The sequence below is a fragment of the Nocardia sp. KT25-26 genome, assembly GCF_056627695.1.
Genome location: NZ_CM152813.1, coordinates 826,265 through 853,038, shown reverse-complemented (window position 1 = coordinate 853,038; position 26,774 = coordinate 826,265). Strand labels below are relative to the sequence as shown.

Annotated in this window: 26 protein-coding genes; 10 read left to right on the top strand and 16 right to left on the bottom strand. The window is 68.0% G+C overall.

The annotated features are described in order from the left end of the window. Positions 1-474: 474 nt before the first annotated feature. Together AC1HFH_RS03915 and aceA are read right to left on the bottom strand one after the other, a co-directional pair. Complete coding sequence (locus AC1HFH_RS03915; RefSeq protein ID WP_480247692.1) at positions 475-1,299, bottom strand: 3-hydroxybutyryl-CoA dehydrogenase; 825 nt, start codon at positions 1,297-1,299, stop codon at positions 475-477. A gap of 244 nt (positions 1,300-1,543) precedes the next feature. Continuing rightward, a complete protein-coding gene (gene aceA, locus AC1HFH_RS03910) occupies positions 1,544-2,833 on the bottom strand; it encodes an isocitrate lyase (RefSeq protein ID WP_480246067.1) in 1,290 nt (429 codons plus the stop codon). A gap of 467 nt (positions 2,834-3,300) precedes the next feature. Between aceA and AC1HFH_RS03905 the strand changes: the two genes are divergently transcribed. After that, positions 3,301-4,422 carry a lipase family protein gene (locus AC1HFH_RS03905; RefSeq protein WP_480247691.1) on the top strand — a complete coding sequence of 374 codons (1,122 nt, stop codon included), beginning with the start codon at positions 3,301-3,303 and terminating at the stop codon, positions 4,420-4,422. Between the two features lie 289 nt (positions 4,423-4,711). Further along, complete coding sequence (locus AC1HFH_RS03900) at positions 4,712-5,716, top strand: XdhC family protein (RefSeq protein WP_480247690.1); 1,005 nt, start codon at positions 4,712-4,714, stop codon at positions 5,714-5,716. On the opposite strand, the gene AC1HFH_RS03895 is transcribed toward AC1HFH_RS03900, so the two are convergent. The 6 genes from AC1HFH_RS03895 to AC1HFH_RS03870 form a co-directional block, all read right to left on the bottom strand. Then, complete coding sequence (locus tag AC1HFH_RS03895; protein ID WP_480246066.1) at positions 5,683-6,357, bottom strand: TetR/AcrR family transcriptional regulator; 675 nt, start codon at positions 6,355-6,357, stop codon at positions 5,683-5,685. The genes AC1HFH_RS03900 and AC1HFH_RS03895 overlap by 34 nt on opposite strands. A 48-nt stretch (positions 6,358-6,405) precedes the next feature. Next, positions 6,406-6,750 (bottom strand): DUF3349 domain-containing protein, encoded by a 345-nt coding sequence (locus tag AC1HFH_RS03890; RefSeq protein WP_480246065.1) that lies wholly within the window; start codon positions 6,748-6,750, stop codon positions 6,406-6,408. Continuing rightward, entirely contained in the window at positions 6,747-7,049 is a 303-nt protein-coding gene (locus AC1HFH_RS03885; protein WP_480246064.1) for a hypothetical protein, read from the bottom strand. Before AC1HFH_RS03885 ends, AC1HFH_RS03890 begins: the two co-directional genes overlap by 4 nt. A gap of 10 nt (positions 7,050-7,059) precedes the next feature. Continuing rightward, positions 7,060-8,250: an inorganic phosphate transporter gene (locus tag AC1HFH_RS03880; RefSeq protein ID WP_480246063.1), complete on the bottom strand. Its 1,191-nt coding sequence runs from the start codon at positions 8,248-8,250 to the stop codon at positions 7,060-7,062. Positions 8,251-8,334: 84 nt separating this feature from the next. Next, entirely contained in the window at positions 8,335-8,649 is a 315-nt protein-coding gene (locus AC1HFH_RS03875; protein ID WP_480246062.1) for a hypothetical protein, read from the bottom strand. Between the two features lie 300 nt (positions 8,650-8,949). After that, entirely contained in the window at positions 8,950-11,286 is a 2,337-nt protein-coding gene (locus AC1HFH_RS03870) for an ATP-dependent DNA ligase (RefSeq protein WP_480246061.1), read from the bottom strand. A 94-nt stretch (positions 11,287-11,380) separates the two neighbouring features. On the opposite strand from AC1HFH_RS03870, the gene ramB reads away from it, so the two are divergent. Next, the gene (gene ramB, locus AC1HFH_RS03865; RefSeq protein WP_480246060.1) at positions 11,381-12,787 is read left to right on the top strand and encodes an acetate metabolism transcriptional regulator RamB; all 1,407 of its coding nucleotides are present in this window, start codon (positions 11,381-11,383) and stop codon (positions 12,785-12,787) included. 5 nt (positions 12,788-12,792) lie between these two features. Here ramB and AC1HFH_RS03860 read toward each other — a convergent pair whose 3' ends face one another. Both AC1HFH_RS03860 and AC1HFH_RS03855 read right to left on the bottom strand, forming a co-directional pair. Beyond that, positions 12,793-13,263, bottom strand: coding sequence for an RDD family protein (locus AC1HFH_RS03860; RefSeq protein ID WP_480246059.1), 471 nt, complete (start codon positions 13,261-13,263; stop codon positions 12,793-12,795). Positions 13,264-13,407: 144 nt separating this feature from the next. Further along, positions 13,408-15,234, bottom strand: coding sequence for an acyl-CoA dehydrogenase (locus AC1HFH_RS03855; protein WP_480246058.1), 1,827 nt, complete (start codon positions 15,232-15,234; stop codon positions 13,408-13,410). Positions 15,235-15,573: 339 nt separating this feature from the next. Between AC1HFH_RS03855 and urtA the strand changes: the two genes are divergently transcribed. The 5 genes from urtA (at position 15,574) to urtE (ending at position 20,467) form a co-directional block, all read left to right on the top strand. After that, entirely contained in the window at positions 15,574-16,845 is a 1,272-nt protein-coding gene (gene urtA / locus AC1HFH_RS03850) for an urea ABC transporter substrate-binding protein (RefSeq protein ID WP_480246057.1), read from the top strand. A 71-nt stretch (positions 16,846-16,916) separates the two neighbouring features. Continuing rightward, on the top strand, positions 16,917-17,801 hold the full coding sequence (gene urtB / locus AC1HFH_RS03845; RefSeq protein WP_480246056.1) for an urea ABC transporter permease subunit UrtB: 885 nt from the start codon (positions 16,917-16,919) through the stop codon (positions 17,799-17,801). A 71-nt stretch (positions 17,802-17,872) separates the two neighbouring features. Further along, on the top strand, positions 17,873-18,988 hold the full coding sequence (urtC, locus tag AC1HFH_RS03840; protein WP_480246055.1) for an urea ABC transporter permease subunit UrtC: 1,116 nt from the start codon (positions 17,873-17,875) through the stop codon (positions 18,986-18,988). Next, a complete protein-coding gene (gene urtD, locus AC1HFH_RS03835; protein ID WP_480246054.1) occupies positions 18,985-19,782 on the top strand; it encodes an urea ABC transporter ATP-binding protein UrtD in 798 nt (265 codons plus the stop codon). The genes urtC and urtD overlap by 4 nt, the downstream gene beginning before the upstream one ends. Then, positions 19,775-20,467 (top strand): urea ABC transporter ATP-binding subunit UrtE, encoded by a 693-nt coding sequence (gene urtE / locus AC1HFH_RS03830; protein WP_480246053.1) that lies wholly within the window; start codon positions 19,775-19,777, stop codon positions 20,465-20,467. The genes urtD and urtE overlap by 8 nt, the downstream gene beginning before the upstream one ends. On the opposite strand, the gene AC1HFH_RS03825 is transcribed toward urtE, so the two are convergent. Next, positions 20,468-21,337, bottom strand: coding sequence for an NERD domain-containing protein (locus AC1HFH_RS03825; protein ID WP_480246052.1), 870 nt, complete (start codon positions 21,335-21,337; stop codon positions 20,468-20,470). A 218-nt stretch (positions 21,338-21,555) separates the two neighbouring features. On the opposite strand from AC1HFH_RS03825, the gene AC1HFH_RS03820 reads away from it, so the two are divergent. Together AC1HFH_RS03820 and AC1HFH_RS03815 are read left to right on the top strand one after the other, a co-directional pair. Further along, positions 21,556-22,101, top strand: a complete 546-nt coding sequence (locus tag AC1HFH_RS03820; RefSeq protein ID WP_480246051.1) for a carboxymuconolactone decarboxylase family protein — start codon at positions 21,556-21,558, stop codon at positions 22,099-22,101. A 97-nt stretch (positions 22,102-22,198) separates the two neighbouring features. Then, the gene (locus tag AC1HFH_RS03815) at positions 22,199-22,576 is read left to right on the top strand and encodes a VOC family protein (RefSeq protein ID WP_480246050.1); all 378 of its coding nucleotides are present in this window, start codon (positions 22,199-22,201) and stop codon (positions 22,574-22,576) included. On the opposite strand, the gene AC1HFH_RS03810 is transcribed toward AC1HFH_RS03815, so the two are convergent. The 5 genes from AC1HFH_RS03810 to lpdA all read right to left on the bottom strand — a co-directional run bounded on the left by AC1HFH_RS03810 (position 22,564) and on the right by lpdA (position 26,727). After that, on the bottom strand, positions 22,564-22,962 hold the full coding sequence (locus AC1HFH_RS03810; RefSeq protein ID WP_480246049.1) for a DoxX family protein: 399 nt from the start codon (positions 22,960-22,962) through the stop codon (positions 22,564-22,566). The genes AC1HFH_RS03815 and AC1HFH_RS03810 overlap by 13 nt on opposite strands. A gap of 158 nt (positions 22,963-23,120) precedes the next feature. Continuing rightward, a complete protein-coding gene (locus tag AC1HFH_RS03805; protein ID WP_480246048.1) occupies positions 23,121-23,822 on the bottom strand; it encodes a polysaccharide deacetylase family protein in 702 nt (233 codons plus the stop codon). A 59-nt stretch (positions 23,823-23,881) separates the two neighbouring features. Next, positions 23,882-24,370, bottom strand: coding sequence for a L,D-transpeptidase (locus AC1HFH_RS03800; RefSeq protein ID WP_480246047.1), 489 nt, complete (start codon positions 24,368-24,370; stop codon positions 23,882-23,884). Positions 24,371-24,608: 238 nt separating this feature from the next. Beyond that, a complete protein-coding gene (locus AC1HFH_RS03795) occupies positions 24,609-24,941 on the bottom strand; it encodes a hypothetical protein (protein WP_480246046.1) in 333 nt (110 codons plus the stop codon). A gap of 382 nt (positions 24,942-25,323) precedes the next feature. After that, positions 25,324-26,727 carry a dihydrolipoyl dehydrogenase gene (gene lpdA, locus AC1HFH_RS03790; RefSeq protein ID WP_480246045.1) on the bottom strand — a complete coding sequence of 468 codons (1,404 nt, stop codon included), beginning with the start codon at positions 26,725-26,727 and terminating at the stop codon, positions 25,324-25,326. Positions 26,728-26,774: the final 47 nt, after the last annotated feature.

Genomic DNA, 26,774 nt, shown 5'->3' with positions numbered 1-26,774 from the left:
CGGGGCTCGAACCTCCCGCAGGCCCGCCGCCTGCCGACCGACCCCGGTACCGCGACCGGGTCTCGGTCACGGCGCATACCGGCACGCTATCCGCCACCGGCGTGTCGTACCGCAGCATCGCCGCACCGGCTCGCTGCCCGGGCGACCACAGAGCCACTCACGATGCCCGTCAACCGGCCCGATACCCAGCACCACCGTTGCCCGGAGCGGCCCCGGCGAGCCAGGGTCCGGAGCCGGCACTCGCCGGGACGCCACCGACTGCCGAACCGACCTCTGCCGAACGATCTGTCCCGGCCGCCCAACCGGGTGCCGGTGCGCGGTGACATCCGCACCTCCGGCTTGCGCACCGGTCGGATCACGCCGTACGCCTCGAGCCGAGGCGGGCACCGGACCCGCCGGGACAGGTCCGGCCCGGAGCAACGCCTGCTGGGCAGGCGCGATGCTTCCGGGCCGGAACACCTACGACGTGGGGTGTTACTTCTTGTCGTACGGGTAGAAGCCCGCGCCCGTCTTCTTACCGAGCAGGCCTGCCTCGACCATGCGCATGAGCAGCGGCGGGGCCGAGTACAGCGGCTCCTTGAACTCCTCGTACATGGAGTCGGCGATCGACTTCACGGTGTCGAGGCCGACCAGGTCGGTGAGCGCCAGCGGGCCCATCGGGTGGGCACAGCCGAGCACCATCGCCTTGTCGACGTCCTCCTTGGTCGCGAAACCGGACTCGACCATGCGGATCGCCGAGAGCAGGTACGGCACCAGCAGCGCGTTCACCACGAAGCCGGACCGGTCGGCGGAGCGCACGACCTGCTTGCCCAGCACCTCGCCGGCGAACGCCTCGGCCCGCTTGGCGACGGCATCGCTGGTCTTGAGGGTGGTGACCAGCTCGACCAGCGGCAGCACCGGCACCGGGTTGAAGAAGTGCAGGCCGACGACCCGGTCCGGGTTCTGGGTGGCCACCGCGACCTTCATGATCGGGATGGAGGAGGTGTTGGAGGCCAGCACCGCATCCGGGTCGGTGACGACCTTGTCCAGCTCCGCGAAGATCGCGGTCTTGACCTCTTCGTTCTCCACCACGGCCTCGACGACGAGCTGCCGATCGGCGAAATCGCCCAGGTCGGAGGTGAACCGCAGCCGCCAGGCCGCCTGCTCACGCTCGCGCTCGGTGATCTTGCCGCTGCTCACCGCGCGATCCAGCGACCGCATGATGCGGGCCCGGCCGGCGGCGGCCAGTTCCCGGGTGGTCTCGTAGACGAGCACGTCGACGTGCGCCTTGGCGCACACCTCCGCGATTCCGGCGCCCATCTGTCCGGCGCCGATGACTCCGACGCGCTGAATCTTCTCGCTCACGTCCCGCTCCTGTTGTATTGGCGGCTGGTGCCGCGTTGTTCTCGGCCCCGAGGCTCGGAACTGATCGAGTTCCGAGGCCCGACCTGTGACCCCAACTTATAAGGATGCCCTCCCCTGCTGGGGCTGTTCAGCAGAGGAGGGCGGTACACCCCTAGGGGGAGTAGTTGTTCAACTCATCGGAGAGTTGGGCGGATTCCACTCAGTGGAACTGGCCCTCCTCGGTCGAACCCTTCAGCGCGGCCGTGGAGGTGTTCGGGTCCACGGTGGTGGCGATGCTGTCGAAGTAGCCGGCGCCGACCTCACGCTGGTGCTTGATGGCGGTGAAGCCACGCTCCTCGGCGGCCTTGAACTCGCGCTGCTGCAGGTCGACGAAGGAGGTCATGCCGTTGCGGGCGTAACCGTAGGCCAGGTCGAACATGCCGTAGTTGAGCGAGTGGAAGCCGGCCAGGGTGATGAACTGGAACTTGAAGCCCATCGCGCCGAGCTCCTTCTGGAACTTCGCGATGGTCGCGTCGTCCAGGTGCGCCTTCCAGTTGAACGAAGGCGAGCAGTTGTAGGCCAGCAGCTGGTCCGGGTAGTCGGCCTTGACCGCCTCGGCGAACTTGCGCGCGACCTCGAGGTCCGGCACACCGGTCTCCATCCAGATGAGGTCGGAGTACGGAGCGTAGGCCTTGGCACGCGCGATGCAGGGCTCGATGCCGTTCTTGACGTTGTAGAAGCCCTCGGCGGTGCGCTCACCGGTGATGAACTCGCGGTCGCGCTCGTCCACATCGGAGGTGATCAGGGTGGCGGCCTCGGCATCGGTGCGGGCGATGACGACGGTCGGCACGCCGGCGACGTCGGCGGCCAGACGGGCCGAGGTCAGGGTGCGGATGTGCTGCTGGGTCGGGATCAGCACCTTGCCACCGAGGTGGCCGCACTTCTTCTCCGACGCGAGCTGGTCCTCCCAGTGCGAACCGGCGACACCGGCGGCGATCATGGCCTTCTGCAGCTCGTAGACGTTCAGCGCGCCACCGAAACCGGCCTCACCGTCGGCGACGATCGGGGCCAGCCAGTTCTCGACCGAGGTGTCGCCCTCGACCTTGGCGATCTCGTCGGCACGCAGCAGCGCGTTGTTGATGCGGCGCACGACCTGCGGCACGGAGTTGGCCGGGTACAGCGACTGGTCCGGGTAGGTGTGGCCGGAGAGGTTCGCGTCACCGGCGACCTGCCAACCGGACAGGTAGATGGCCTTCAGGCCGGCGCGGACCTGCTGGACCGCCTGGTTACCGGTCAGGGCGCCGAGGGAGTTGATGTAGTCCTCGTTGTTCACGAGGTCCCACAGGATCTCCGAACCACGGCGGGCGAGGGTGTGCTCCTCGACAACGGTGCCCTGCAGCTTCTCAACCTGCTCGGCGGTGTAGTTGCGGGTGATGCCCTTCCAGCGGGGGTTGGTGTCCCAATCCTTCTGGATCTCCGCAGCGGTCTTCGGGGTGCCGGTGGTCGACATCTTCGACTCCACTTCCTCGGTTCGGTCGGTGCTCGCATTCCCTGCGCCGGCCGGTGGCGGTGAGGCCGCCGGTTGCGCGACTCGTACTGTGCGAGCGATTTGCAGGCTTGCTAGGCCTTGGGGGTGTACTTCCACACGATGGCATATGAAGAAATGGCCGTCTACCTGTTGCTTATGTGAATCTCAGCTAGCTTTGCACCCGAGATTGCCAACTTTGCGAAATTTGCGGGCGGATTGCAAGCAAATCCCCTACCCGTCGGTAGTGCTGACCTGGAGTTTCAGCATAACGCCCGTACTGTTAGCGACTTCCGGGTGTGCGCCGGGCAACACGCCCGAGCGCGGGTCCTTGTGAGTCGTTTCACAGGCACACGGGGGCGGGAAAGGTGTGCGTGTCGTCACCGAGACGGCGGCGTAGGTTGCCAGCAGACATCCCGACATACGAGGAGACACCCGTGCGGATCACGACAATGGCGGTGACGACGACCCTGCTGGCGGCGATCTGGCTGCCCGGCGCCACGGCACAGGCGGCGCCCGCCGCCGCGGGCACGGCGATCTCGGCCGCGCCGCTGCCCGCAGGAGTCGGCCTGCCCGGCGCCGCCCGCACCGAACGCCTGCATTACCACTCGACCACCGTCGGCGACCGGCCCACGACCACCAGCGCCGCGATCTATCTCCCGCCGGGCCCGCCGCCGCCGGGCGGTTTCCCGATCGTCGCCTGGGCGCACGGCACGGTCGGCCTGGCCGACGACTGCGCCTACAGCGTGCGCGGCCCGGCCGCGGTCGACCGGGACTGGTCCTACCTGCGCACCTGGCTCGACCAGGGCTACGCCATCGTCGCCGCCGACTACGCGGGCCTGGGCGGCCCGGGCGAACACCCCTACCTGAACGGGGTCGTCGAAGCGCACAATGTGGTCGACGCGGTACGGGCTGCGACCGGCCACTATCCGGAACTGTCGAACAAGTGGGTGGTGATCGGCCAGTCCCAGGGCGGCGGGGCGGCGGTCACCACCGCCCGCTATGCGACCGAGTTCGGCGGCGCCGGGCTCGACTACCGCGGCGCGGTCGGCACCGGGGTCCCGGCCTATATCGAGGACATGCTGATGCTGCTCGGCCCGACACTGCCGCCGCTCGAGCTGAGCCCGCACACCACCGCATACGTGCTCTACATCCTGAACGGATTGCGCACCACATACCCGGATCTGGGTATCGACACGGTGCTCAGCGAATCCGGCCGGGAGTGGACCGAACGCGCCACCCGGTCATGCGTTTCGGCTCTGGGTGAAGAACTCGAAGCCGCCGGCGTCGGCATTCCCGAACTGTTCGCCCGCCCACTCGCCGACATTCCGGATGCGCACGCCGTCCTCACCCGATACCTGGGCCTGCCGGAGTCCGGTTACGACCGGCCGCTGCTGCTCGGGCAGGGACTGTTCGACACCGATGTGATCACGCCGCAGACGCTACGCTTCGCCGCCACACTCGCCGCGCGAGGTGAGCCGATCACGTTGCACACCTACCCCACCGATCACGACGGCGCGGTGTGGGCGTCGCCTGCGGATTCGGTGCCGTTCGTGCGCGAGCTGTTCTCCTGACCCACCCCGGCCCTCGGACCCGGTAGCCGTTTCCGGTCAGTGGACGCCGATGTGGCGAATTCCACTTCGAACAGCTATCGGGCCATTGTGGCGCCCAGCACACAGCGCTGTCCGGCTGTGATAGTGAACAAGCACTGCAACCAGGTTCTGTCGACCGGGGCAAGCGGCCTGAACATCTGTTTCTATTCACCGGCCGGACCAGATATGGTTTGCGTCACTGTGCGGCGGCCAGGTGGCGGGGAAGGGCGCGACTTCCCGAAAGCCGGCGCACGACGATCGGAGTTTGAGCATGCGAGATATCGTCGAAGACCTTCTGCGAGTGTGGCATTCGGGAAGCACCGGAGCTCTGGCCACCGTCGTCCGAACCATCGGCACCGATATTCCGGCAATCGGATCGGCGATGCTCGTAACGCCCAACGGGGGTGTCTGCGGTTCGATCGCCTCGGGCCGTTTGGAAGAGGCCGTCTACGAGGCGGCGCTCGACGCCGTCCGCACCGGGCACCGGGAACTACGCCGATTCAGCTTGCACACCGGCGTGGAAACGACATCCGACACCGGTGAACTCGTCGACATCTTCGTGGAACCGTTCTCCTGCCGCGATTTCCCGGAATTCCCCGCGGTCGCCGCCGATATCCAGGCCAATCGCCGGGTCACCGTCTTCACCGTGGTGTGGAACCAGGACCCGGAGATGATCGGTCAGCATCTGATCACCGATCGCAAACATGCCACCGAACTCGTCGCGTTGCCGGAATCCGATCTGTTCGTCGCCTCCTACTGCCCGCCGCCGCGGTTGATCGTTTTCGGCGCCAATGCTTTCGCCGCTACGCTGGCCACCCAGGCCCGGATGATCGGCTACCGGGTGAGCATCTGCGACTCCCGGCCCGAATTCGCCGACCCCGCTTCGTTCCCCGGCGCCGAGGTCGTGGTCGACTGGCCGCACCGCTACCTGAACACGCTCTCCGCGGCCGACGAAATCGACGCGAGCACGGTCATCGTGGTACTCGGCAACGAACCCGCCTTCGAGATCCCGCTGCTCACAGTGGCTCTCCGACTGCCCGAGCTGGGCTATCTGGCCGCGCTGGGTTCCCCGACCGACCATGCCCGCCGGCTCGACGACCTGCGGGCGGGTGGCTTCGACGAAGCCACCCTCGCCCGGCTCCGGATGCCGGCCGGCCTGGAACTCGGTTCCCGCAGCCCGGCCGAAACCGCCGTGTTCGTCGCCGCCGACGTGCTGTCCAGCCGGGCGGCGTCGCCGCGCGGCTACGGGCGGCCGGCGGTGGGGCTGGCGATCTGAACCTCCGAGCCGAGCAGGAAACCGAGCTCCTCGCAGATCTCGTCCACCGAGATCGCCTGGCCGGGCAGCGTCGCCTGGACGGTTTCCTGCGCCAGGGAATTCACGGCACCGATCACCGCCAGCGCGAACATCCGGAAACTGCGCACCCGGGCCTCGCCACGGTCGACGGCGGCCCGAGCCTCCCGCATCAACAGCGTCGTGACCAGCCGGCGCTGCGTGCGGCGCCATTCCTCCACGGCCGGGCTCACCCCGACCGATTCGACGTAGTACACCCGGGCGGCCCGCGGATCCTGGCAGGTCGCCGTCAGGAAGGCGCGGGCACTCTCGGTCACCCGCACGCGCAGCGGCGCGGCGCCGACCCGCGCCTGCGTCTCGGCGACCCGTTCCAGGGCGGCGGCGTTGATCTCGTCCAGCAGGGCGATCAGCACCGCCTCACGGCCACCGAGGTCTTCGTAGAAGCTGCGGGTGGACACGTTCGCGGTGGCGCAGAGCCGCTCGATCGGGGTCGCCGCATACCCCTGGGTGCCGAACAGTTCCAGGGCGGCATCCAGTAGTCGGGACCGCCGCTGCGCGACTCGCTGCTCGCGGGACAATCCTGCGTAACTACGCCCGCTGCGGGGCTCCCCCGTAGGCCGTTGCACCCAGCGATGCTAACCGCAACCGGCCGCGCCGCCGGGCGAATCGGCAGATCAGGGTTCGGCAAGCGGCCAGCCACCGGCCGCCAGGTGTGCGGCCACCCGGGTCACGTCCTCCGGCGCCGGGTGTTCCTTGGCGTAGCGACGGATCGCCTCCTCGATATCCGCACGGGACAGGTCGCCGCCGTCCGGGTTCTCCGCCGCCAGCTGTTCGGCGATCACCGCCACCTCGTAGTCGGTGAGGTGCCGATGCAGCACCGCGAACAGGGCGACATAGTCGGAGCGCGGCACCCCTTGGGGATATCCGGCACGCAGCCAGTTGAGGACCCGTTGCAGCAGCGAACGGCGCTCCTCGGACTCGGCGGCCGGCTGGGCGGCATCGGGCTCGGGGGCGCTCACCGCGCACCGAACAGGTCGATGCCCAGGCGCATGGACAGGAAGTCCTTGGCCAGGAACAGCACGCCGCCGACAACGACGACGAAGAGCAACGCCACACAGGCGTAGGCGCCGGCCAGCGCCATCCGGTTGCGGCGCATCGGAACCGCAGCATCGGCTGCCTCGGCGCCGGCCGCTGGGACCTCCGAGGCCGACCACAACCGGACCGCGAATGCCAGGACCGCGGGCATCCCCGCCCCGAACAGCACCGCGACCACAGTGACCTTCCACAGCGATCCCAGATTGTCGAACAACGTGTGCATGAAGCGCCTCCTATCCGGCGTGCTGCTGATCGGTCCGCGGCCGGTCGGCCGGTGGATCCGCGGCATCCCCGGACCAGTCGTCGTTGACATTGTGGGTACCGACCGGGTCCCGGCGCGACCGCAGATAGATCGCCGCCGACCCCGCGATCAGCAGGGCGAAGACCACCAGCACACCGGCGAGCCCGCCGATGAAGTGCGCCAGCGCCCAGCAGATCGCACCGACGGTACCGGCCGCCGGCAAGGTCAGGCACCAGGCCACCACCATCCGCCCCATCACCTGCCAGCGGACCTCGGCGCCCTTACCGATGCCGGTGCCGAGAATCGAGCCGGTCGCGGTCTGGGTCGTCGACAGCGGCAGCCCGAAATGCGCCGAGGTGAGGATGATCGCGGCGGAGGTCGATTCGGCCGACAGGCCCTGCGGCGATTCGATCTCCACCAGGCCTTTGCCCAGTGTCCGGATGATCCGCCAGCCACCCAGGTAGGTGCCGAGCGCGATGGCCACCGCACAGGACGCCATCACCCACAGCGGCAGTTCGTCGTCGGCCTCGACGGTGCCGTAGGCGACCAGCGCCAGGAAGATCACGCCCATCGTCTTCTGCGCATCGTTGGTGCCGTGCGCCAGCGAGACCAGGGAGGCGGAGCCGATCTGTCCCCAGCGGAAGCCCGCCTCGGTCTTCTTCGGATCGCTGGTGCGGGTGATCCGGTAGACGAGGAAGGTCCCCAGCGCCGCTACCAGGCCCGCGATCACCGGCGCGAGCAGCGCCGGCAGCACGATCTTGACCAGTACACCCGACGACCCGTCCGCCCAGATCACCCCGCCCCAGCCGAGTGCGGCGATGGTGGCCCCGATCAGCCCGCCGAACAGGGCGTGCGAGGAACTCGACGGCAGGCCGAACAACCAGGTCAGCAGATTCCACAGAATGCCGCCGACCAGCCCGGCGAACACGATGATCAGCAGCGCCTGTCCGTGTACGGCATCCAGCCGCACGATGCCTTTGGCCACCGTCGCCGCCACCGCCACCGAGAGGAACGCCCCGAGCAGATTCAGCACCGCCGACAATGCCACCGCCACCCGCGGCTTCAACGCCCCGGTGGCGATCGAGGTCGCCATGGCATTGGCGGTGTCGTGGAAACCGTTCGTGAAGTCGAATACGAGAGCCGTGGCGACAACGATCAGCAGAACCAGTAATTCGGCGGTCACGGAGTCAGTGTGCGGGATACCCCCGCCACATTGCCAAAACGTTGCCCGAAAGTGGCGTAGCGGTGCCGCGTGCGGTAACGCCCGCTACCTGCCTCGGGCTTCGTGCTCCAGCAGCCGCAGGATCCCGATCACGTGCATCAGCGAATGCCAGGCCGGGAAGCCGTCGGCCGTGTCGAGCAGCTGCCCCATCTCGTCCAGGTCGTCGCTGAGCTGCCCGGCGGTGATCTTCCCGGTGAGTTCATCCGGCACCCGACCTAGGTCGAAAGCGCTCTCGGTCCACAGATGCCAGTAGTAGTCGTGCCGGATCTCGACGGTCTCGCCGTATTCGGCCACGAACGCATCCAGTGCCAGACCGACCGCCCGCCGCACCTCGGCAACCCGCAATACCTCGTGACTCATCCGAGCAGCATCACCTGACTTGCCGGTCGACGCCACCGAATTCACCCGCCGCCCGCAGCTCTATCGCCCCGGAAACCGGCCTTCTGCAGAGCGTCGCGGCAGCCGGTACCGAGGATCAACCCGAACGGCACCGAACCCTGTCACGGCTTCGCGTACACAGGCGTCATCGGCCGGGAGAACCATCGGCCGCATCGCCGACCGCGGCACTCCGTACAGATCGACCATCTCGACCAGCACCTCGTGCAAGTCCGACGATGGCTTCATCGATGGTGGTGCCTTCGCCTGGTACCGGGAGCCGGGTCAGGTGGCGAGGTTGCGGACGGTGTCGATGGTGTCGGCCTGGTCCGGGGTCTTGTCGGGGCGGTAGCGGACTACGCGGGCGAAGCGCAGGGCGATTCCGCCGGGATAGCGGGAGCTGGTCTGGATGCCGTCCAGGGCGATCTCCACCACCAGGTTCGGGTGCAGGTAGACGGTGTGGGCGTCGTGGTCGCGGCGGTGCCGGGGAAACTCCTCGGTCTGCCAGCGGAGCAGCTCGTCGGTGAGGCCCTTGAAGGTCTTGCCGACCATCACCGGTTCCCCGGTCTGCGGGTCGCGGGCGGCCAGGTGCAGGTTCGACAGGTAGCCGGTGCGGCGGCCGAATCCCCATTCGGCACCGATCACCAGCAGGTCCAGGGTGTGCGTGGGCTTCACCTTCTGCCAGGCGCGACCGCGCCGGCCCGCCGCATACGGCGCGGCGAGGTCCTTCACCACCACCCCTTCGTGCCCGGCGGCCAGCGCGGCATCGAAGAACGCAGCCGCCGCCTCCGGGTCCGGGTCGGATACCGCGGGGATCATGTGTGCCGCCGCGGCCCGGTGCAGCGCATCGCGCCGCACCCGCAACGGCTCATCCAGCAGATCCACACCATCCAGATGCAGGCAATCGAAGAAGTAGGCGTGCAGCCGAACCCCGGCCACGCCACCGACGCCGCGCGCCTCAGCCGCCGCACCACCGACTCCCGTGCCGGCCGACGCACCTCCCGAACCACCCGGCGCACCGCCGACCTCGTACGACATGCCGCCTGCCTGCCCGCCCGGCGCCCCCAGCGCGGTCGCCGCCAGCTCGGTCGCCCCCGACTCGGCCACCGCCGACTCGGCCACCGCCGACTCGGCCACCGCCGACTCGGCCACCGCCAGCTCGGCCACCCCCGACTCGGCCACCCCCGACTCGGTCACCCCCAGCTCGGTCGCCCCCGACTCGGTCACCGCCGACTCGGTCGCCCCCAGCTGGGTCGCCCCCGACTCGGTCGCCCCCAGCTCGGTCGCCCCCAGCTGGGTCGCCGCCGACTCGGCCACCCCCAGCTGGGTCGCCGCCAGCTCGGTCGCCGCTGGCTCGGTGTCGTCCGCACCTGAGGACACGGAGGGTGTCACCGTGGCGAAGCGGCTCATCGTCTCCTGGAACGGGCGGGGCCGGCCGGCGGGGGTGAGGGCCAGGGTTTCGCCGTCCAGGACCACGCTGTGGCAGTCCAGTCCGGCGACCACCCGGACCAATTCCGGCACCGAGTCGGTGATCTCCCGCAAGGTCCGGGTGAAGACCTGCACCCGGGAGCCGTCGCGGTGCACCTGGATCCGGGCGCCGTCGAGTTTCTGTTCCAGGCTCACCGGGGCGCATTCGCCGAGCGCCTCGTCCAGGGAGGCGCCGGGACTCGCCAGCATCGGCCGGATCGGGCGGCCGACCTGCAGCCGGAAACCGCGCAGCGCCGCTTCGCCACCGGTGCAGGCGGCAACGGCCACCACCGGCAGGTCACCGGCCAGCATGTAGGCGCGCCGCACCACCTCCGGCGGGGTATCGGTGGCCACGGCCAGCGCATCGATCACCTGCGCGGTCAATGCGCCCTGCCGGATCTCCCCGGTGAGCAACCGGACCAGGAACTGCTGCTCGGCCTCGGTCGCCGCGCCGAACAGGCCGGCCAGCTCGTCGCGCCGCCGAGCGGTGACCGACCCGGCCCGGCCGGAAGCCACGGCTCGACCCGCACGCACCCCGGATGCCTCCCGCTGCTGCTCGCCGCCACCCCCGACGTCTGTGGCGGAACCGCCCGCCATCCGGCCGACGTCCGACTGCCCTGCGCCGCTCACGAGGCCGGGAGCCGAGCGGCCCCGTCGCTCGGTGCCACTCGATTTGTCGGCACCACGCATGGTGCCCACAGCCGAATCACCCGAGCAGCCGGCGCCGCTACCGGCGTCAGCACCGGTTTCCGGCTGGTCCGAGTCGCCGCCGGCACTCGATCCTGCAGTCGCGACTGCCGCATGGTCGGTGGGCCGGCCGGCAGCACGCGATGGGCCTGCGGACGAGTTCGGCTCGGTGCTCCGAAATCCTGGTCCACCGCGGCCGGCCAACTCGGCCAATCGGGTGAACGCCGCATCGACGTCGGCGACGGTCAGCGCCGCCGGGTCCGCAGGCGGCATCGACAAGCCGGCCACCGTGCGCCAGCCGACGCCGATCCGCCCCTGCGGCAGTTCTCCGGACAGCCATGCCGATACCGGACCGATCTCCGCAGGTCCCGCCGCTGCCAGCACCTCGGCGAGGGTGGCGACCTTCGCCTTGCGGGAACGGGTCGAGCGCAGCTTCGCAGAGGCGGCGGCGACTTCGGCGAACAGCATGTCGTCACGATATCGCCGGCCTGTGACACATCCCTCCCCAACCTTGCCAATGAATCCATTGGCAAGCCTGCGAAAACACCCCTAATCTGGTCGTATGGCCAAGACCTACGTCGGTGCGCGGCTACGGCAGCTGCGGACCGAGCGGGGGCTGAGCCAGGTCTCGCTGGCCAAGAAGCTGGAGATCTCGCCCAGCTACCTGAACCAGATCGAACACGATGTGCGGCCGCTGACCGTTCCGGTACTGACGCGGATCGGAGAAGTCTTCGGCATCGACCCGACCTTTTTCGCCGCCCAGGACGACACCCGGCTGATCGCCGAACTCTCCGAGGTGGTGATGGACGCCGAATTGGGCATCCGGGCCGATACCCAGGAGATCGCGGATATGGTTTCCGCGCACCCGACCATGGCGCGCGCCCTCGTCACCATGCACAACCGCTACCGCAACACCAGCGCCCAGCTGGCCGCCGCAACCGAGGACCGGTTCAGCGACAGTTCCGGCAGTGCGGCGATCAGCCGGCCGCACGAGGAAGTCCGCGACTACTTCTATCAACGGCAGAACTACATCCACGAACTCGATACCGCCGCCGAGGATCTCACCGCCCGGATCCGGTTCCACGGCGGCGATGTGCGCACCGAGGTGGCCCGGCGGCTCCGCGATCACGGGGTCCGGATCGTGGAACGGATCGATCTCGGCGAGGGGGTGCTGCACCGGTTCGACCCGGAGACCAAGGAATTGGAGATCGCCCCGCAGCTCTCCGGCGGTCAGCGCACGTTCAAACTTGCCGCCGAACTCGCCTACTTCGAATGCGGCACTCTCCTGGACCGGCTGGTCGACGAGGGAAATTTCGCCTCCGAGGACGCCCGCCGGCTGGCCATGCTCGGCCTGGCCAACTATTTCGCGGCGGCAACGGTCCTGCCGTACGCACATTTCCACGAGATCGCCGAAGACTTCCGCTACGACATCGAGCGCCTGTCGGCATTCTTCGGCCAGAGCTACGAGACGATCTGCCATCGATTGTCCACACTGCAGCGTCCGTCGTTGCGCGGCGTACCGTTCTCGTTCGTCCGGGTCGACCGCGCGGGCAATATGTCGAAACGGCAGTCCGCCACCGGATTCCATTTCTCCGCCAGCGGCGGCACCTGCCCGCTGTGGAATGTGTACGAGACCTTCGCCTATCCGGGCAAGATCATGACCCAGCTGGCCCAGATGCCGGACGGCCGCAAGTACCTGTGGGTCGCCCGCACCGTGGAACGCCGCGCGACCCGCTACGGCCAGCCGTCGAAGACCTTCGCCATCGGGCTCGGCTGCGAGGTACGCCATGCCCCGCGGGTCGTCTACGCCGACGGCTTGGACCTACAGGAGGCCGACGCCACCCCGATCGGCGCCGGCTGCCGGGTCTGTGTGCGAACCAATTGCCCGCAGCGGGCGTTCCCGCCGCTGGGCAAGGTACTCGACATCAGCGAGCACCGCAGCTCCGTATCACCGTACGTGCTGAAGTAGCGCACTCAGTCCTTGATCACCTGGGTGCCCCCGGCGATCCGGTCGTGCATGCCCTGCTTGGTCGGGCTCGAGTTGATCGTGACCGCGATCGTTATCGCGGCGAAGAACCAGAGGATGCCACCGACCCAGGGAATCAGGTTGAGCAGCATGTAGGCATTGCGCAGGCAGGATTCCTTGACGTTCGGTTTCCCGGCGCCACCGGCGCCGTCGACGTGCAGACCCAGCACCTTCTTTCCCGGGGTCGACCCGGTGAGCACCTCGAAGAAGACGAAGTACAGGAAGCCGAATCCGGCGCCCGGCAGGATGGACACCCATTCCGGCAGATCGGCCACGGAGTTCAGCAGCCAGAATACGAAGAAGCCGATGATTCCGGCGACGATCCAGTCGATGAACCTGGCCCCGGCGCGGATACCGAGGCCGCCCGGGGTCACCCCCGTGCCCGGCATCGGAGTCTGGCCGTATCCACCTGCGGTCATCGTTCCTCCTCGTATCGGGTCGAACGCTCTCGTAGCAGGCGGAGCATGCCACAGAACCCGCCGCGCGCCCCGTAACGCCACGAGCCGAGTCGGAGAACTGTCGGATACATCCCGTTTGTTTCGACCGGGGCGAACGATGCCCGGTCAGAAAGCCGCCTCGTCCAGCTCCATGATGTCGGTGTCGAGCGCGGCCAGGATGCCGCGGGTGGCGGTGAGTTCCGGCAGGACGTTCTTCACGAAGAAGCTCGCCGTGGCGATCTTGCCCTCGTAGAAGAGCCGGTCCGCCGGGTCGGCACCGGCGAGCGCGGCGGCAGCCACCTCGGCCTGGACCAGCAGCCGCCAGCCGATGAGCAGGTCACCGACCGCGAGCAGCAAGCGCACCGAACCGAGTCCGACCTTGTAGATCTCGGTGGGTTCCTCCTGAGCGGCCATCGCATAGCCGGTCAGGGTGGCCGCCATCGCCTGCACATCCGCCTGGGCGGTGCGCAGCAACTCCCGCTCGGTCTCGAACCGGCCGGTGGCGGCGTCCAGGAACGCGGTGACGGCACCATCGACGTGCCCCAGCGCCGCGCCGCCGTCGCGGAGGATCTTCCGGAAGAAGAAATCCTGCGCCTGAATGGCGGTGGTGCCCTCGTACAGGGAATCGATCTTGGCGTCGCGGATGTACTGCTCGATCGGGTAGTCCTGCAGGTAGCCGGAACCACCGAAGGTCTGCAGCGATTCGGTGAGCAGCTGGTAGGCACGCTCGGAGCCGACGCCCTTGACGATCGGCAGCAGCAGGTCGTCCACCCGGTGCGCCAGCTCGGCATCGGCGCCGGAGACCAGCTGGGCCACGTCCGCGTTCTGGTGCGCGGCGGTGTAGAGGTACACCGCGCGCAGCCCTTCGGCGTAGGCCTTCTGCATGGCCAGGGAACGGCGCACGTCGGGATGGTGGGTGATGGTGACCCGCGGTGCAGACTTGTCCGCCATCCGGGTCATATCGGCGCCCTGCACCCGTTCCTTCGCGTAGTCGAGGGCATTGAGGTAGCCGGTCGACAGGGTTCCCGAGGACTTCACGCCGACGGTCATCCGGGCGTTCTCGATGACCTTGAACATCTGCGCGATCCCGTCGTGCACCCCGCCGACCAGCCAGCCCACCGCGGGGACGTCGGTGGCGCCGAAGGTGAGCTCACAGGTCGGCGAGGACTTGATGCCCATCTTGTGTTCGACGCCGGTGACGTACACGCCGTTGCGTTCGCCCGGCTCCAGCGTCTCGGGATCGAACAGGTACTTGGGCACATAGAACAGCGACAGCCCCTTGGTACCGGGCCCGGCGCCCTCCGGCCGGGCCAGCACCAGATGGAACACGTTTTCGGCGGTGTCACCGACATCGCCGCCGGAGATGAACCGCTTCACGCCCTCGATATGCCAGGTGCCGTCGGGTTGTTCCACGGCCTTGGTGCGGCCGGCACCGACATCGGACCCGGCGTCGGGTTCGGTCAGCACCATGGTGCCCTGCCAGCCGCGCTCGAAACCCTTGCGTGCCCATTCCCGCTGCTCGGCGGTACCGACCTCGTAGAACACCGACGACATCAGCGGGCCCATGTTGAAGAAGCTCGCCGACGGGTTGGCACAGATGATCAGTTCGTTCACCGCCCAGGTCAGCGCGTTCGGCGCGGGGGTGCCGCCCATCTCCTCCGGCATCCCGAGCCGATACCACTCGGCCTCGTGGACCGCGTCGATCGTCTTCCGCAGCGGACCGGGGACGTCGATATCGAAGGTTTCCGGGCGGTACTGCACCGGATGCCGATCCGCCTCGGCGAACGATTCGGCCACCGGCCCTTCGGCCAGCCGGGCCACCTCGGCCAGGATCTGCCGGACGGTTTCGGAGTCCAGATCACCGTAGGCGCCGGTGTCCAGCAGCTTGCCCAGCTCCAGAACCTCGAACAGATTGAACTCGATGTCACGAACGTTCGCCCGGTAGTGCCCCACGCCGGCCTCCTCGACTGACCCGTGCGTGGCCCGCCGCCACGCGTTGGTATTCGACGTCCTGCTCCGCGAGCCAGCCTGCCGCACCCGGCACGGCTACGCAATCGTAGGCGCGGCCGCCGCGAACCCCAGGTTCGCTCGAGGTTCGTTCACATGGAAGCAACGAACCGACATCGGACCGTCACCCGGAGACACTCCGGTGCAACAAGTTCCACCTACGCTGCCTCGCACGGAAGCCGTCGTTGTCAAGCCGGATTTACACCCGGCGCGGACCGCGACGACGGTGTCCGCTGCGGCGCACGGACCGCGCCGCCGTTCCATTGATGAGGGAAGGGTCCACCGATGTCACCTGCTCGTTTCTCCCCGTCCGGGCGCCGCACGCGCGCTCTGGCGGCCCCCACCGCGCTCGCCCTGGCCGGCCTGCTCCTGACCGCCTGCGGCGCCAAGGACGACGTCTCGGCCACCGGATCGAATGCCGAATCCTGCGTGGACACCTCCGGCGACACCATCAAGGTCGGTTCCCTGCACTCGCTGTCGGGCACCATGGCGATCTCCGAGGTCACCGTCGCCAACTCCACCGAGCTGGCGGTGAACGAGATCAACGCGGCCGGCGGAGTCCTGGGCAAACAGATCGAACTCGTTCTCGAGGACGGCGCCTCCGACCCGAAGACCTTCGCGGAAAAAGCGGAGAAGCTCATCAGCTCCGACTGCGTCGCCGCCGTATTCGGCGGCTGGACCTCGTCGAGCCGCAAGGCGATGAAGCCGAAGTTCGAGAGCCTGAACTCGCTGCTCTACTACCCGGTGCAGTACGAAGGCCTGGAGGACAGCAAGAACATCTTCTACACCGGCGCCACCACCAACCAGCAGATCGTGCCGGCCCTGGACTACCTGAAGGAGCAGGGAGTCGAGTCGCTGTACCTGGTGGGCAGCGACTACGTCTTCCCGCAGACCGCCAACCGGGAGATCAAGGCATACGCCGAGGCCAACGGCATCGAGATCAAGGGCGAGGACTACACCCCGCTCGGTTCCACCGATTTCTCCACCATCGTCAACAAGGTGCGCAGCGCCGATGCGGACGCGGTCTTCAACACCCTCAACGGTGATTCCAACGTCGCGTTCTTCCGCGAATACGCCAACGCCGGGCTGAAAGCCGAGGAGATGCCGGTGATCTCGGTGTCCATCGCCGAGGAGGAGGTCGCGGGCATCGGCCCGCAGTACCTGGAGGGCCAGCTGACCGCCTGGAACTACTACCAGACGATCGACAGCCCGGAGAACGAGAAGTTCGTCGCCGACTACAAGGAAGCCTACGGCGCGGACAAGCCGACCTCCGACCCGATGGAGGCCGCCTACGCCTCGGTCTACCTGTGGAAGAACACGGTCGAGAAGGCGGAGTCCTTCGCCGTCGAGGACATCCAGGCTGCCGCGGACGGCGTCAGCTTCGACGCACCGGAGGGCACCGTCACCATCGACGGCGACAACCACCACATCAGCAAAACCGCACGGATCGGTGAGATCCGGGCCGACGGCCTGATCTACACCGTCTCCGAGTCCGACGGGCCGATCGAGCCGGACCCGTACCTGGAGACCTACGACTGGGCCGAAAGCCTGCGCTAGGTGGCACCACTGCCCGGTCCGGTGTCTGCACGGGCACCGGACCGGTTCGACCGGACTCGTAAAGGACCGATATGGATGTGCTCGTCGGCCAGCTCTTCACGGGGCTGAGCCTGGGATCCATTCTGCTGCTCGCCGCGCTCGGCCTCGCCCTGACCTTCGGGCAGATGGGCGTGATCAACATGGCGCACGGCGAATTCATCATGGCCGGCAGCTACACCACCTACGTGGTACAGCAGGCGGTGTCATCGGCCGGCGCTTCGCTGCTGGTCTCGCTGGTCGTCGGCTTCCTGGTCGGCGGCTCGCTCGGCGCCGTCCTGGAGATGGGCCTGATCCGCTGGATGTACGACCGCCCGCTGGACACCCTGCTGGTGACCTTCGGTGTCGGCCTGATCCTGCAACAGGCGGCCCGCGACATCTTCGGCGCACCCGCCAAGAACGTGGTCGCACCGGATTGGCTCAGCGGCGGCGTCACCATCGCCGGCGCGGTGGTGCCCAAATCCCGGTTGTTCATTCTGGTGCTGGCGATCGTCGCCGTCACCGTGCTGGCGATCGCCCTGCAACGCAGCTCGCTGGGCCGCCGGATCCGGGCCGTGGTGCAGAACCGCAGTCTCGCCGAGACCAGCGGCATCTCCAGCCGGGTGATCGATGTGAGCACCTTCTTCATCGGCTCCGGTCTGGCCGGTGTCGCCGGTGTCGCGCTCACCCTGATCGGCTCCACCAGCCCGACCATCGGGCAGAGCTATGTGATCGATGCCTTCCTGGTGGTGGTGATCGGCGGACTGGGCCAGATCAAGGGCACCGTGATCGCGGCCTTCGCACTGGGACTGCTCAATTCGTTCATCGAGTACGCCACGACGGCATCGGTGGCCAAGGTCGCCGTGTTCGTCCTGATCGTGATCTTCCTGCAGGTCCGGCCTCAGGGGCTGTTCACCGTGCGGACAAGGAGTTTGGCATGAGCGGTCGAGGCCCGGCAGCGGAAGCGGAGCGTAACCCCGTAGGGCCTCCGCCCATGCCACATGGAAACCGCATGAGCGAATGGTTGCGGGCTCGTCCCTCCCTGGTGCCGCTGACCGGATTCGCCGTCGCGGCGATCCTGTTGTTCGCCGTCGCCCCGGCGGTGCTGAGCGACTTCCGGTTGAACCTGCTCGCGAAGTTCCTGTGCTTCGCGATCGTCGCCGCCGGCATCGGGCTGGCCTGGGGCCGGGGCGGCATGCTCACCCTCGGACAGGGCGTGTTCTTCGGCCTCGGTGCCTACATCATGGCGATGCATCTGCAGCTGTCCGACGCTACCCGGCTGGGCCAGGACGTCCCGGATTTCATGATGATCTCCGGCATCGACGAATTGCCCTGGTTCTGGCAGCCGTTCACCTCGACCGCAGTCACGATCCTGGCCATTGCGGTGCTGCCCGCAGCGGTCGCCGCAGTGCTCGGTTTCGGCGTGTTCAAACGCCGGGTCAAGGGCGCCTACTTCGCGATTCTCAGCCAGGCGCTGGCTGCCGCGATGGCGATCGCGCTGACCGGGCAGCAGGCGCTCGGCGGCTTCACCGGGCTGTCCGATTTCCGGGCGTTCTTCGGCTATTCGCTCGACGATCCGGTCAACCGGCGCATGCTGTTCTTCATCGCCGCGGGCACCCTGCTGGCGGTGGTGGCGCTGATGCGGCAGCTGATGCACAGCCGGTACGGCGAGTTGCTGGTCGCGGTCCGTGACCAGGAGGAACGAGTGCGGTTCCTCGGCTACGACCCGGCCAACATCAAGATCGTCGCGTACGTGGTGGCCGCGTTCCTGGCCGGTGTCGCCGGGGCGCTGTTCACCCCGATCGTCGGGATCATCTCCCCCGCCGATATCGGCGTGGTGCCGTCCATCGCGTTCCTGATCGGGGTGGCCATCGGCGGACGCACCACCCTGCTGGGCCCGGTTCTCGGTGCGATCGGCGTCGCCTGGGCGCAGACCGCGTTCTCCGAGCAGTTCCCGTCCGGCTGGACCTACTTCCAGGGCGTGCTGTTCATCGCAGTGGTCGGCTTCCTGCCCGCCGGCCTGGCCGGGATCTGGCCGATGCTCAAACGACTGCGGCCCTCCGGTGGCAACGATTCCGCCGCTCCCACCGCGGCGGACGAGAACGAGGAGAAGGCGGTGGCCCGATGAGCAACGGCGAGTACCTCGAACTTCGAGACGTTTCGGTGAGTTTCGACGGCTTCCGGGCGGTGTCCGGGGTCGATCTGACGGTGCTGCCCGGCGAACTGCGCTTCCTGATCGGCCCGAACGGCGCCGGCAAGACCACGCTCATCGATGCGATCACCGGGCTGGTACCGGCCACCGGCTCGGCCCAGAAGTCGGGCACCGAACTGCTGGGCCGCAAGGTGCACCGGATCGCCCGCCTCGGGGTGGGCCGAACCTTCCAGACCGCGAGCGTGTTCGAACAGCTGACGGTGCTGCAGAACCTGGATATCGCGGCCGGCGCCGACCGGTCGGCATGGCAGCTGCTGCGTCGGCGGCGCGAAGTGCTGCCGGCCGTCGAGGAGGCCCTGGAGATCACCGGACTCGGGCGGTTGCGCGACGAACCCGCAGGTGTGCTCGCACACGGTCAGAAGCAGTGGCTCGAGATCGGCATGCTGCTGGTGCAGAACTCCACGGTGCTGCTGCTCGACGAGCCGGTGGCCGGAATGAGCGCCGAGGAACGCGAGGAGACCGGAAAGCTGTTGCAGCGGATCGGTTCCGGACGGGTGGTGGTCGTCGTAGAACACGATATGGACTTCATGCGGTCGTTCGCGACCTCGGTCACCGTGCTGGCGGGCGGCCGGGTGCTCAGCGAGGGCACGGTCGAACAGGTGCAGAACGATCCGAAGGTGCAGGAGGTCTACCTCGGCCGGGCAGCCGCGGACAACAGCATCGACGAAAACGATTCCGCCGCAACCGCGAAGGAGCCCTCCGATGCTTGAACTGCACGGCATCCGATCCGGGTACGGCCGCACCCAGGTCCTGCACGATGTGGACCTCACCGTTCCCGACGACGGCGTGGTCGCGATCATGGGCCACAACGGCGCCGGGAAGACGACGCTGCTGCGCACCGCGGTGGGGCTGCTCGGCGCCTCGGCCGGACGCATCGTGTTCGACGGCACCGACATCACCGGGATGTCCCCGTCCGGGCGGGTGCGGCGCGGCCTGGCCTATGTTCCGCAGGGGCAGCAGAGCTTTCCGCAGCTCACCGCGGCCGAAAATCTGCAGGTGGTGGCCGACGGCCGCCGCCGCGGCACCGCACTGGTCGACGAGATGCTCGATCTGTTCCCGGCGCTGCGGGAGGTGTTGTCGCGCAAGGCCGGGCTGCTCTCCGGCGGGCAGCGGCAGCAGCTCGCCATCGCCCGGGCGCTGATCACCGAACCGACCCTGCTGATTCTGGACGAACCGACCGAGGGAATCCAGCCCTCGGTCGTCGCCGAGATCGAACGCACCATCCTGGAATTGACCCGGCGCGGCGGTCTGAGCGTCCTGCTGGTGGAGCAGCACATCGGCTTCGCATTGCAGGCGGCGGGCCGCTACTACGTCCTGGAGTCCGGGCGGATCACCGCCACCGGTGCGGGCGGTACCGGCGCCGAAACCGCGGTGCGGGAAGCGCTCACCATCTGATCAGCAATCCGGCTGGAACGGCCAGCACGGCACCGGCGCCTGCGGCATCGGCACCGGGTCCGTGCTGGTCGCCTCCTGAACATCGGAAACCGGCTGCGGACGGTCGGATTCGCGGAGCAGGGCGAGCAGGACGGTCGTCAGCACCACCGCCATCCCGCACAGCGCCACGATCAGCACGGCGATCCCGATCAGCCGGGCGGTGCGGCCGGATCGGTAGGGCGGCAACGGTTCCGCTGCGCTCGCCGCCGTGTCCGGTGGTCCCGGAAACCCGGCATCGGTCAATTCGGCGATGTCCGGCGCGGCATCGGGGCACAGCGCCCGGCAGGCTCCGGCGGCCTGCGCGGCCGTCCACACCTGCGGCCGGCGTGCGTATTCGCCCAGATAGCCACGCAACTCGGAACCCTCACCGGTATTGCCGACGATCACATCCAGGCCCGGATGCAGCGCGATCCGGGCCGGGCGTACCGGCACCCCGCGACCCGGCATCAACACCACCAGACCGCCGATGGCACCGGCATCGAGCAATGCCCGGCGCAGCGCCTGATCGATGACGCCGATACCGAGTTCGACCCGGTCCGACGGCAGGCCCGGCCCCGGGTCGGCGAGTTCCAACGGCGCACCGTCGATCGTCCACCGGCTGTCCGCGGGCAGCTCCAGCACGCCGGCCTGCGGCCGCCGGAAACCGGCCACCTCGACCACGCACATGCCGCCCGGGGTCAGCACCACGGCACCGACCCGCCGCGTCTCGTGCCGTTCCGCGATCGCCGGGGCGATCAGTGCCATCCCCGGGGCAGCACAGGACCGCAGGCACGCCACGAACTCGTGCTCTGCTTCCGAGAGTTCGGCCCCCGGACAGATCTGCACCAGCATCGAAGTTTCCCCTGCCCACGCTTCGGCGGTGTCCGTGTTCGCATGCGCGACGACACCACGGCCCTACGAAACCACGGAATGTCGACGGAAACCACTCCGACAGCAAAGAAATCATCGGCCGCCGGCCTATTCGCTGCGGCAGTCCGCTCATCCGCCGCCGGACCGGCACGGCGATATCGGTACTGAACTGCGCTGTCGGCGGGTACTGTGCCGGAAATATGGACACCCCACCTCGCATCACTCCGGGCCGGCTCCGCGAATTGCGTCCGATCAATTGGGTGATCTGGCAGGTCCTGTCCCGTGCTTCGGGCACCCCGGACGCCCAGCTGTTCAGCACCCTGGGCCGGACCGGCGGCCTGTTCCGGGGATGGCTGCATTTCTCCGGCCGGCTGATGCCGGGCGGCCGGCTTTCCCGCCGGGAATCGGAACTGGTGATTCTGCGCGTCGCGCATCTGCGTGACTGCGAATACGAAGCCGACCATCATCGCCGGCTCGGCGCCCGGGCCGGCCTGCAAGACGAAGAGATCCGGCGGGTCGCCGCCGGGCCGGAGGCACCCGGCTGGACACGGCGGCAGCGCGCCCTGCTCACCGCGGTCGACCGGCTCGTCCAGGACCGCGACCTGGACGACACCACCTGGACCGAACTGGCCGCACACTACGACGAGCGCCGGTTGATCGAGATCGTGCTGCTGATCAACCAGTACGAGGGATTGGCCGCGACGATCACCGCCCTGCGCATCCACCGGGACACCTTCGGTATGTGATCCGGTTCATAGTGTCGGCGGACGGATAGTTTTCTATCTGTAAGGGCGTACCCCGATCCGTCGACCAGCGGCCGAGTCCGGCCGGACAGGAGCCCCTATGCGAATCACCGCGTCCGCACTCTCCCTCAATGTCGCCGACCCGCAGGCTTCGGCCCGGTTTCTCGTCGAGCACCTCGGGTTCCGCGAGCAGATGTCCGCGGACGGCTTCGTATCGCTCGAACGCGACGACGCCGGTATGAACATCATCTTCCTGCGCACCGGCCTGGGCACCTTCAAACCGGCCGAGATCGCCGGCGAGGCAGGCCAGGGCACGCTGATGGTGTTCGTGGTCGACGATATCGATGCCGAGTACGGTCGGCTCACCGAGGCCGGAGTACCGATCGTGACCCCGATCGAAACCGAGGAATGGGGCGAACGCTATTTCCAGATGCGCGACCCGAACGGGATCATCGTGCAGCTGGTTCAGTGGGTCTGATCGGCGCCCCGGGAAACCCGCAGTGCCGCGATGATCAGCGGCAGCTGCAGCGGTAGCCGGAGCAGCACGCCGGCTTTGAAGGCCCGCGACGCCTTCGGATTGCGCACGACGTCGCTGGTCATCTGAATATTGGCGGGGAACACCGCGACGAACAGCAACGCCGCGAGCCGGCCGCCCAGGCGGCGGGTTCGCGGCACCGCGAGCGCGGTGGCGACACCGATCTCGGCCGCCCCGGAACCATAGGTGTAGGCGCGCGGTTCCCCCGGCAACTGCCGCGGAATGATCGAGTCGAACAGCTTGGGCGCGACGAAATGCAGCACCCCGACCACATAAAGCAGCCCACTCAACCAGAAATGGATACCTCGACGAGACTTCTGCTCAGCCACACCGCCCACTGTGCCACATGCCGGCGGCCGGGGCGATCCCGAGCACGGCGCACCTATCCAGCGTCCGACCGGTACCGACCGGCGACACGAGAGCCCACGGGTCGGGTCCCCGATCACCTCGCCACGGGCGTCGACGAAAGTGCCGCCGCTTCGGGAGTTCAGGGGTGGTCCAGCAGTTCGGAAACCGTGAGGAAGCGATAGCCCGCCCCGCGCAGCGCGGTGATCAGCTCGGCGAGGGCGGCCGGGCCGGTGCCGCCGTACATCGGATGCAGCAGCACGATCGAACCCGGGCGTACCGACGCGACGGTGTCCGCGACGAGCTGCTCGGCCGGGACCGCTCCGGCGGAATCCGGTTCCACATCCCAGGTGACCGTGGTCCGGTCGTGGTCGGCCAGATATCTGGGCAGCGACCAGAGCTTCTTCCCGTAGGGCGGCCGGAAGGTGATCGGCCCGCGGTAGCCGGTGCGGCGGATCTCGGCGTCGGTGTCCTCGATCTCGGTGCGCACGGTATCGCCCGAGATGAACACCATCCGGCGGTGTGAATAACTGTGGTTGCCGATTTCGTGGCCGGCCGCGGCGATCTGCGCACCGTATTCCGGATGCTCGGCGAGATCGCGGCCCACCAGGTAGAACGTCGCCGGGACCTCGTGCTCGCCGAGCACCTGCAGTATCTCCGGGGTGCGCTCGGTCGGCCCGTCGTCGAAGGTCAGCGCCACCACCCGGGCTTCGGTGTCGACTCGGTCGACCAATGGGCCGGCCAGCTGATAGGTCCGCGAGTTGGCCAGGCGGTAGGTACCGAGACCGAACAGCAACAGCACGACCAGCACCGTCGCCGTGCCGATGAACCACCTTTTCCGCATCAGGCTATCTTGCCGGATGCCGAACCGGCGCCCGAACTACACAAGACCCCCGGAATCGATCAGAGGACCTGCACGATATCGCCGACGTTCAGGTGCTCGAAGGTGCGGTGCGCGCCGTCCTCGGTCTGCCGGATGCAGCCGTGCGACTGCGCCCACACCGGCCCGACATGGAAGGCGATCCCGCCGTTGAAGAAGGTTGCCCAGCGCATCGGCGCATTGTGCAGCGTGCTCCAGTGGAACGGCCGCTTGAAGTCCACGTCGAACATTCCGGCCGGGGTCTCGAAGCCCGGCATCCCGTGGTTCATCGGGGACGGACCGTGCACAACCCGGCCGTTCTCCATCAGCCAGAACTCGTTGGTCGCCTTCCGCAGGCAGGCCCGGACCACCGGGTCGGTGCACGGTGCCTCCGGCGCGATGATCATGGGAGCGCCCGGAATGTTCGGTCCACCGGGCCACAGCGGCTCCGCCTGTACCGGCGCCGCCGCCACCGCCAACAGGCCGGCCCCCGCTGCCACCCGGGAAACCCAGCCGAGAATGCGCTTGCTCACCATCGAACGTCCAGCCTCTCTACCCTGGCCCGCACCGGCGAGCAGATCCGGCAGCGGGGCGAAACTCGTCGAACACAAAGCACTCGTCGAACTATGCACAGGACACACCTGGAGTGAGCTAGATCATGCGCCAAGCAGGTCGATAGGTCAAAACCACACGCCGGACGGCCGGTGAGTCGAGGCGGAGGCGTCGAAACCGCTCCTGCGGACCGCGCATTCCGCCGAGACCCCGGACCTGTCAGCGACCGCCCGTGAACGCCGAGGCCGGGATCGATAGGCCGTGCCCGGATTCGAATCGCAGCCGTAGCTCGTCGGCCGACCATTCGACATCGCGGACCACCAGGTCGGCACCGGTGCGCAGCGTGACGACATGGCGGTACGACAGGCTCGGATCGCTACCCACGGCCACCTCGTCGGCGAGGCGGCGGCCCAGCAACCAGCTGCGCCGCTCGACAACCCCGGCATAGTGGGTCCGGCCGTCGCGGTACTCGACGCCGGCCGGCTGCGTGAAAACCTGCGTCACGTCCCGGCGGACCATCACCGAATCAACGAACAGACCGGTCCCGATCACCAGCACAGCGATGACGGCCCCGACGAGAGCACCGGAACGGAACGCCCCGGCAGGCCGCGCTGATCGAAGAATCACCGGACGGAAAAGGCGCCGGTGACGGCAAGGTCCGCATCGAACAAGGTCACAACCGCAGCTTACTCAGCTTTTCGTCGGCATCGGCGACGCCGTGCGTCCGCTCCGACCGGCGTTGCCGACCGACCGCGGCGACGGGGACCCGCCGGACGCGACAAGGACCGCATCGACCTGGACGTCAGGTGCTCGATCGACGCATGCAGCTCGTCACGAAGTGCGCTCATGGGACGAGCTCGTGGCCGACGTCCGCTGCAGGGGTCCGAAGCGCAGTCGGGGTGCCCGGTGGCACCGAGCACCCCGACCACGGGTATCAGAAGTTGATCATATGGCCGGCCAGGCCGTGGACGGCCTCCTGCAGAGCTTCGCTCAGCGTCGGGTGGGTGTGCACGTTGCGGGCCACCTCGTTGACGGTCAGATCCCACTTCTGGGCGAGGGTGAGCTCCGGCAGCAGCTCGGAGACATCGGGGCCGATCAGGTGGCCACCGATCAGTTCACCGTGCGTCTTGTCGGCGATGAGCTTGACGAAGCCGACCGGGTCGGCCAGGCCGTGCGCCTTGCCGTTGGCGGTGAACGGGAAGGTTGCGACCTGCACGTCGTAGCCCTCGTCCCGGGCCTGCTCCTCGGTGAGGCCGAAGCTGGCGACCTGCGGCTGGCAGAAGGTGGCGCGCGGCATCATCCGGTAGTCACCGAGGGTCATGGTCTCGGCCCCGCCGATGGTCTCGGCGGCCACCACACCCTGCGCCTCCGCGACGTGCGCAAGCTGCAGCTTCGCGGTGACATCACCGATGGCGTAGATGTGCGGCACATTGGTGCGCATGTACTCGTCGATGGCGATCGCGCCGCGGTTGTCCAGCTGCACGCCGGTGTTCTCCAGGCCATAGCCCTGCACCCGCGGGGCGAAGCCGACGGCCTGCAGCACCTTGTCCACCGTGACGGTCTCGACGGTGCCGGACTTGTTGTCCTTGATCTGGACGGTCACCTTGGCGCCGTCGTCGTCGATGGACTGTACGGCGGCACCGGTGGTGATGGTGATGCCGAGCTTCTTGTACTGCTTGGTGATCTCCTTGGAGACGTCGGCGTCCTCGTTGGGCAGCGCCCGGTCCAGGAACTCGACGATCCGCACGTCCACGCCGTAGTTCTTCAGGACGTAGGCGAACTCCATGCCGATCGCGCCGGCGCCGACGATCAGAATCGATCCGGGCAGGTCGCGGGTGAGGATCTGCTCCTCGTAGGTGACCACGTTCTTGCTGAGCGCGGTGCCCGGCAGCAGCTTGGTCTCGGTGCCGGTCGCGATGATCACATTGTCGAAGGTGATCGACTCGGTGCCACCCGAGGTCTGCGCGACATCGAGGGAGTTCGGGCCGGTGAAACTGCCTAAACCGTCGAACTCGTCGATTTTGTTCTTCTTCATCAGGAAGTGGACGCCCTTGACGCGTCCGTCGGCGACCTTGCGGCTGCGGTCGTACGCGGCGCCGAAATCGAAGCTCACGTCACCGGAGATACCGAAGGTCTTGGCTTCCTTGTGGAAGATATGGGCGAGTTCGGCGTTACGCAGCAGCGCCTTGGACGGGATGCAGCCCACGTTCAGGCACACGCCACCCCAGTATTTCTGCTCGACGATCGCTGTTCGCAGGCCGAGTTGAGCGGCGCGGATCGCGGCGACGTAACCGCCGGGACCTGCACCGAGAACGACGACATCGTAGTGGGAAGTCACGGCACCGAGCCTAACTCCGTTGCGGGCAGTTCACCCACCCGTCCCAC

Excerpts from the sequence above, each read along its gene's own strand:
- AC1HFH_RS03915 (WP_480247692.1), bottom strand. The coding sequence starts at position 1,299 with ATGGGCGCCGGAATCGCGGAGGTGTGCGCCAAGGCGCACGTCGACGTG.
- aceA (WP_480246067.1), bottom strand. The coding sequence starts at position 2,833 with ATGTCGACCACCGGCACCCCGAAGACCGCTGCGGAGATCCAGAAGGAT.
- AC1HFH_RS03905 (WP_480247691.1), top strand. The coding sequence starts at position 3,301 with ATGGCGGTGACGACGACCCTGCTGGCGGCGATCTGGCTGCCCGGCGCC.
- AC1HFH_RS03900 (WP_480247690.1), top strand. The coding sequence starts at position 4,712 with ATGCGAGATATCGTCGAAGACCTTCTGCGAGTGTGGCATTCGGGAAGC.
- AC1HFH_RS03885 (WP_480246064.1), bottom strand. The coding sequence starts at position 7,049 with ATGCACACGTTGTTCGACAATCTGGGATCGCTGTGGAAGGTCACTGTG.
- AC1HFH_RS03875 (WP_480246062.1), bottom strand. The coding sequence starts at position 8,649 with ATGAGTCACGAGGTATTGCGGGTTGCCGAGGTGCGGCGGGCGGTCGGT.
- AC1HFH_RS03870 (WP_480246061.1), bottom strand. The coding sequence starts at position 11,286 with ATGCTGTTCGCCGAAGTCGCCGCCGCCTCTGCGAAGCTGCGCTCGACC.
- ramB (WP_480246060.1), top strand. The coding sequence starts at position 11,381 with ATGGCCAAGACCTACGTCGGTGCGCGGCTACGGCAGCTGCGGACCGAG.
- AC1HFH_RS03860 (WP_480246059.1), bottom strand. The coding sequence starts at position 13,263 with ATGACCGCAGGTGGATACGGCCAGACTCCGATGCCGGGCACGGGGGTG.
- urtA (WP_480246057.1), top strand. The coding sequence starts at position 15,574 with ATGTCACCTGCTCGTTTCTCCCCGTCCGGGCGCCGCACGCGCGCTCTG.
- urtB (WP_480246056.1), top strand. The coding sequence starts at position 16,917 with ATGGATGTGCTCGTCGGCCAGCTCTTCACGGGGCTGAGCCTGGGATCC.
- urtC (WP_480246055.1), top strand. The coding sequence starts at position 17,873 with ATGAGCGAATGGTTGCGGGCTCGTCCCTCCCTGGTGCCGCTGACCGGA.
- urtD (WP_480246054.1), top strand. The coding sequence starts at position 18,985 with ATGAGCAACGGCGAGTACCTCGAACTTCGAGACGTTTCGGTGAGTTTC.
- urtE (WP_480246053.1), top strand. The coding sequence starts at position 19,775 with ATGCTTGAACTGCACGGCATCCGATCCGGGTACGGCCGCACCCAGGTC.
- AC1HFH_RS03825 (WP_480246052.1), bottom strand. The coding sequence starts at position 21,337 with ATGCTGGTGCAGATCTGTCCGGGGGCCGAACTCTCGGAAGCAGAGCAC.
- AC1HFH_RS03820 (WP_480246051.1), top strand. The coding sequence starts at position 21,556 with ATGGACACCCCACCTCGCATCACTCCGGGCCGGCTCCGCGAATTGCGT.
- AC1HFH_RS03815 (WP_480246050.1), top strand. The coding sequence starts at position 22,199 with ATGCGAATCACCGCGTCCGCACTCTCCCTCAATGTCGCCGACCCGCAG.
- AC1HFH_RS03805 (WP_480246048.1), bottom strand. The coding sequence starts at position 23,822 with ATGCGGAAAAGGTGGTTCATCGGCACGGCGACGGTGCTGGTCGTGCTG.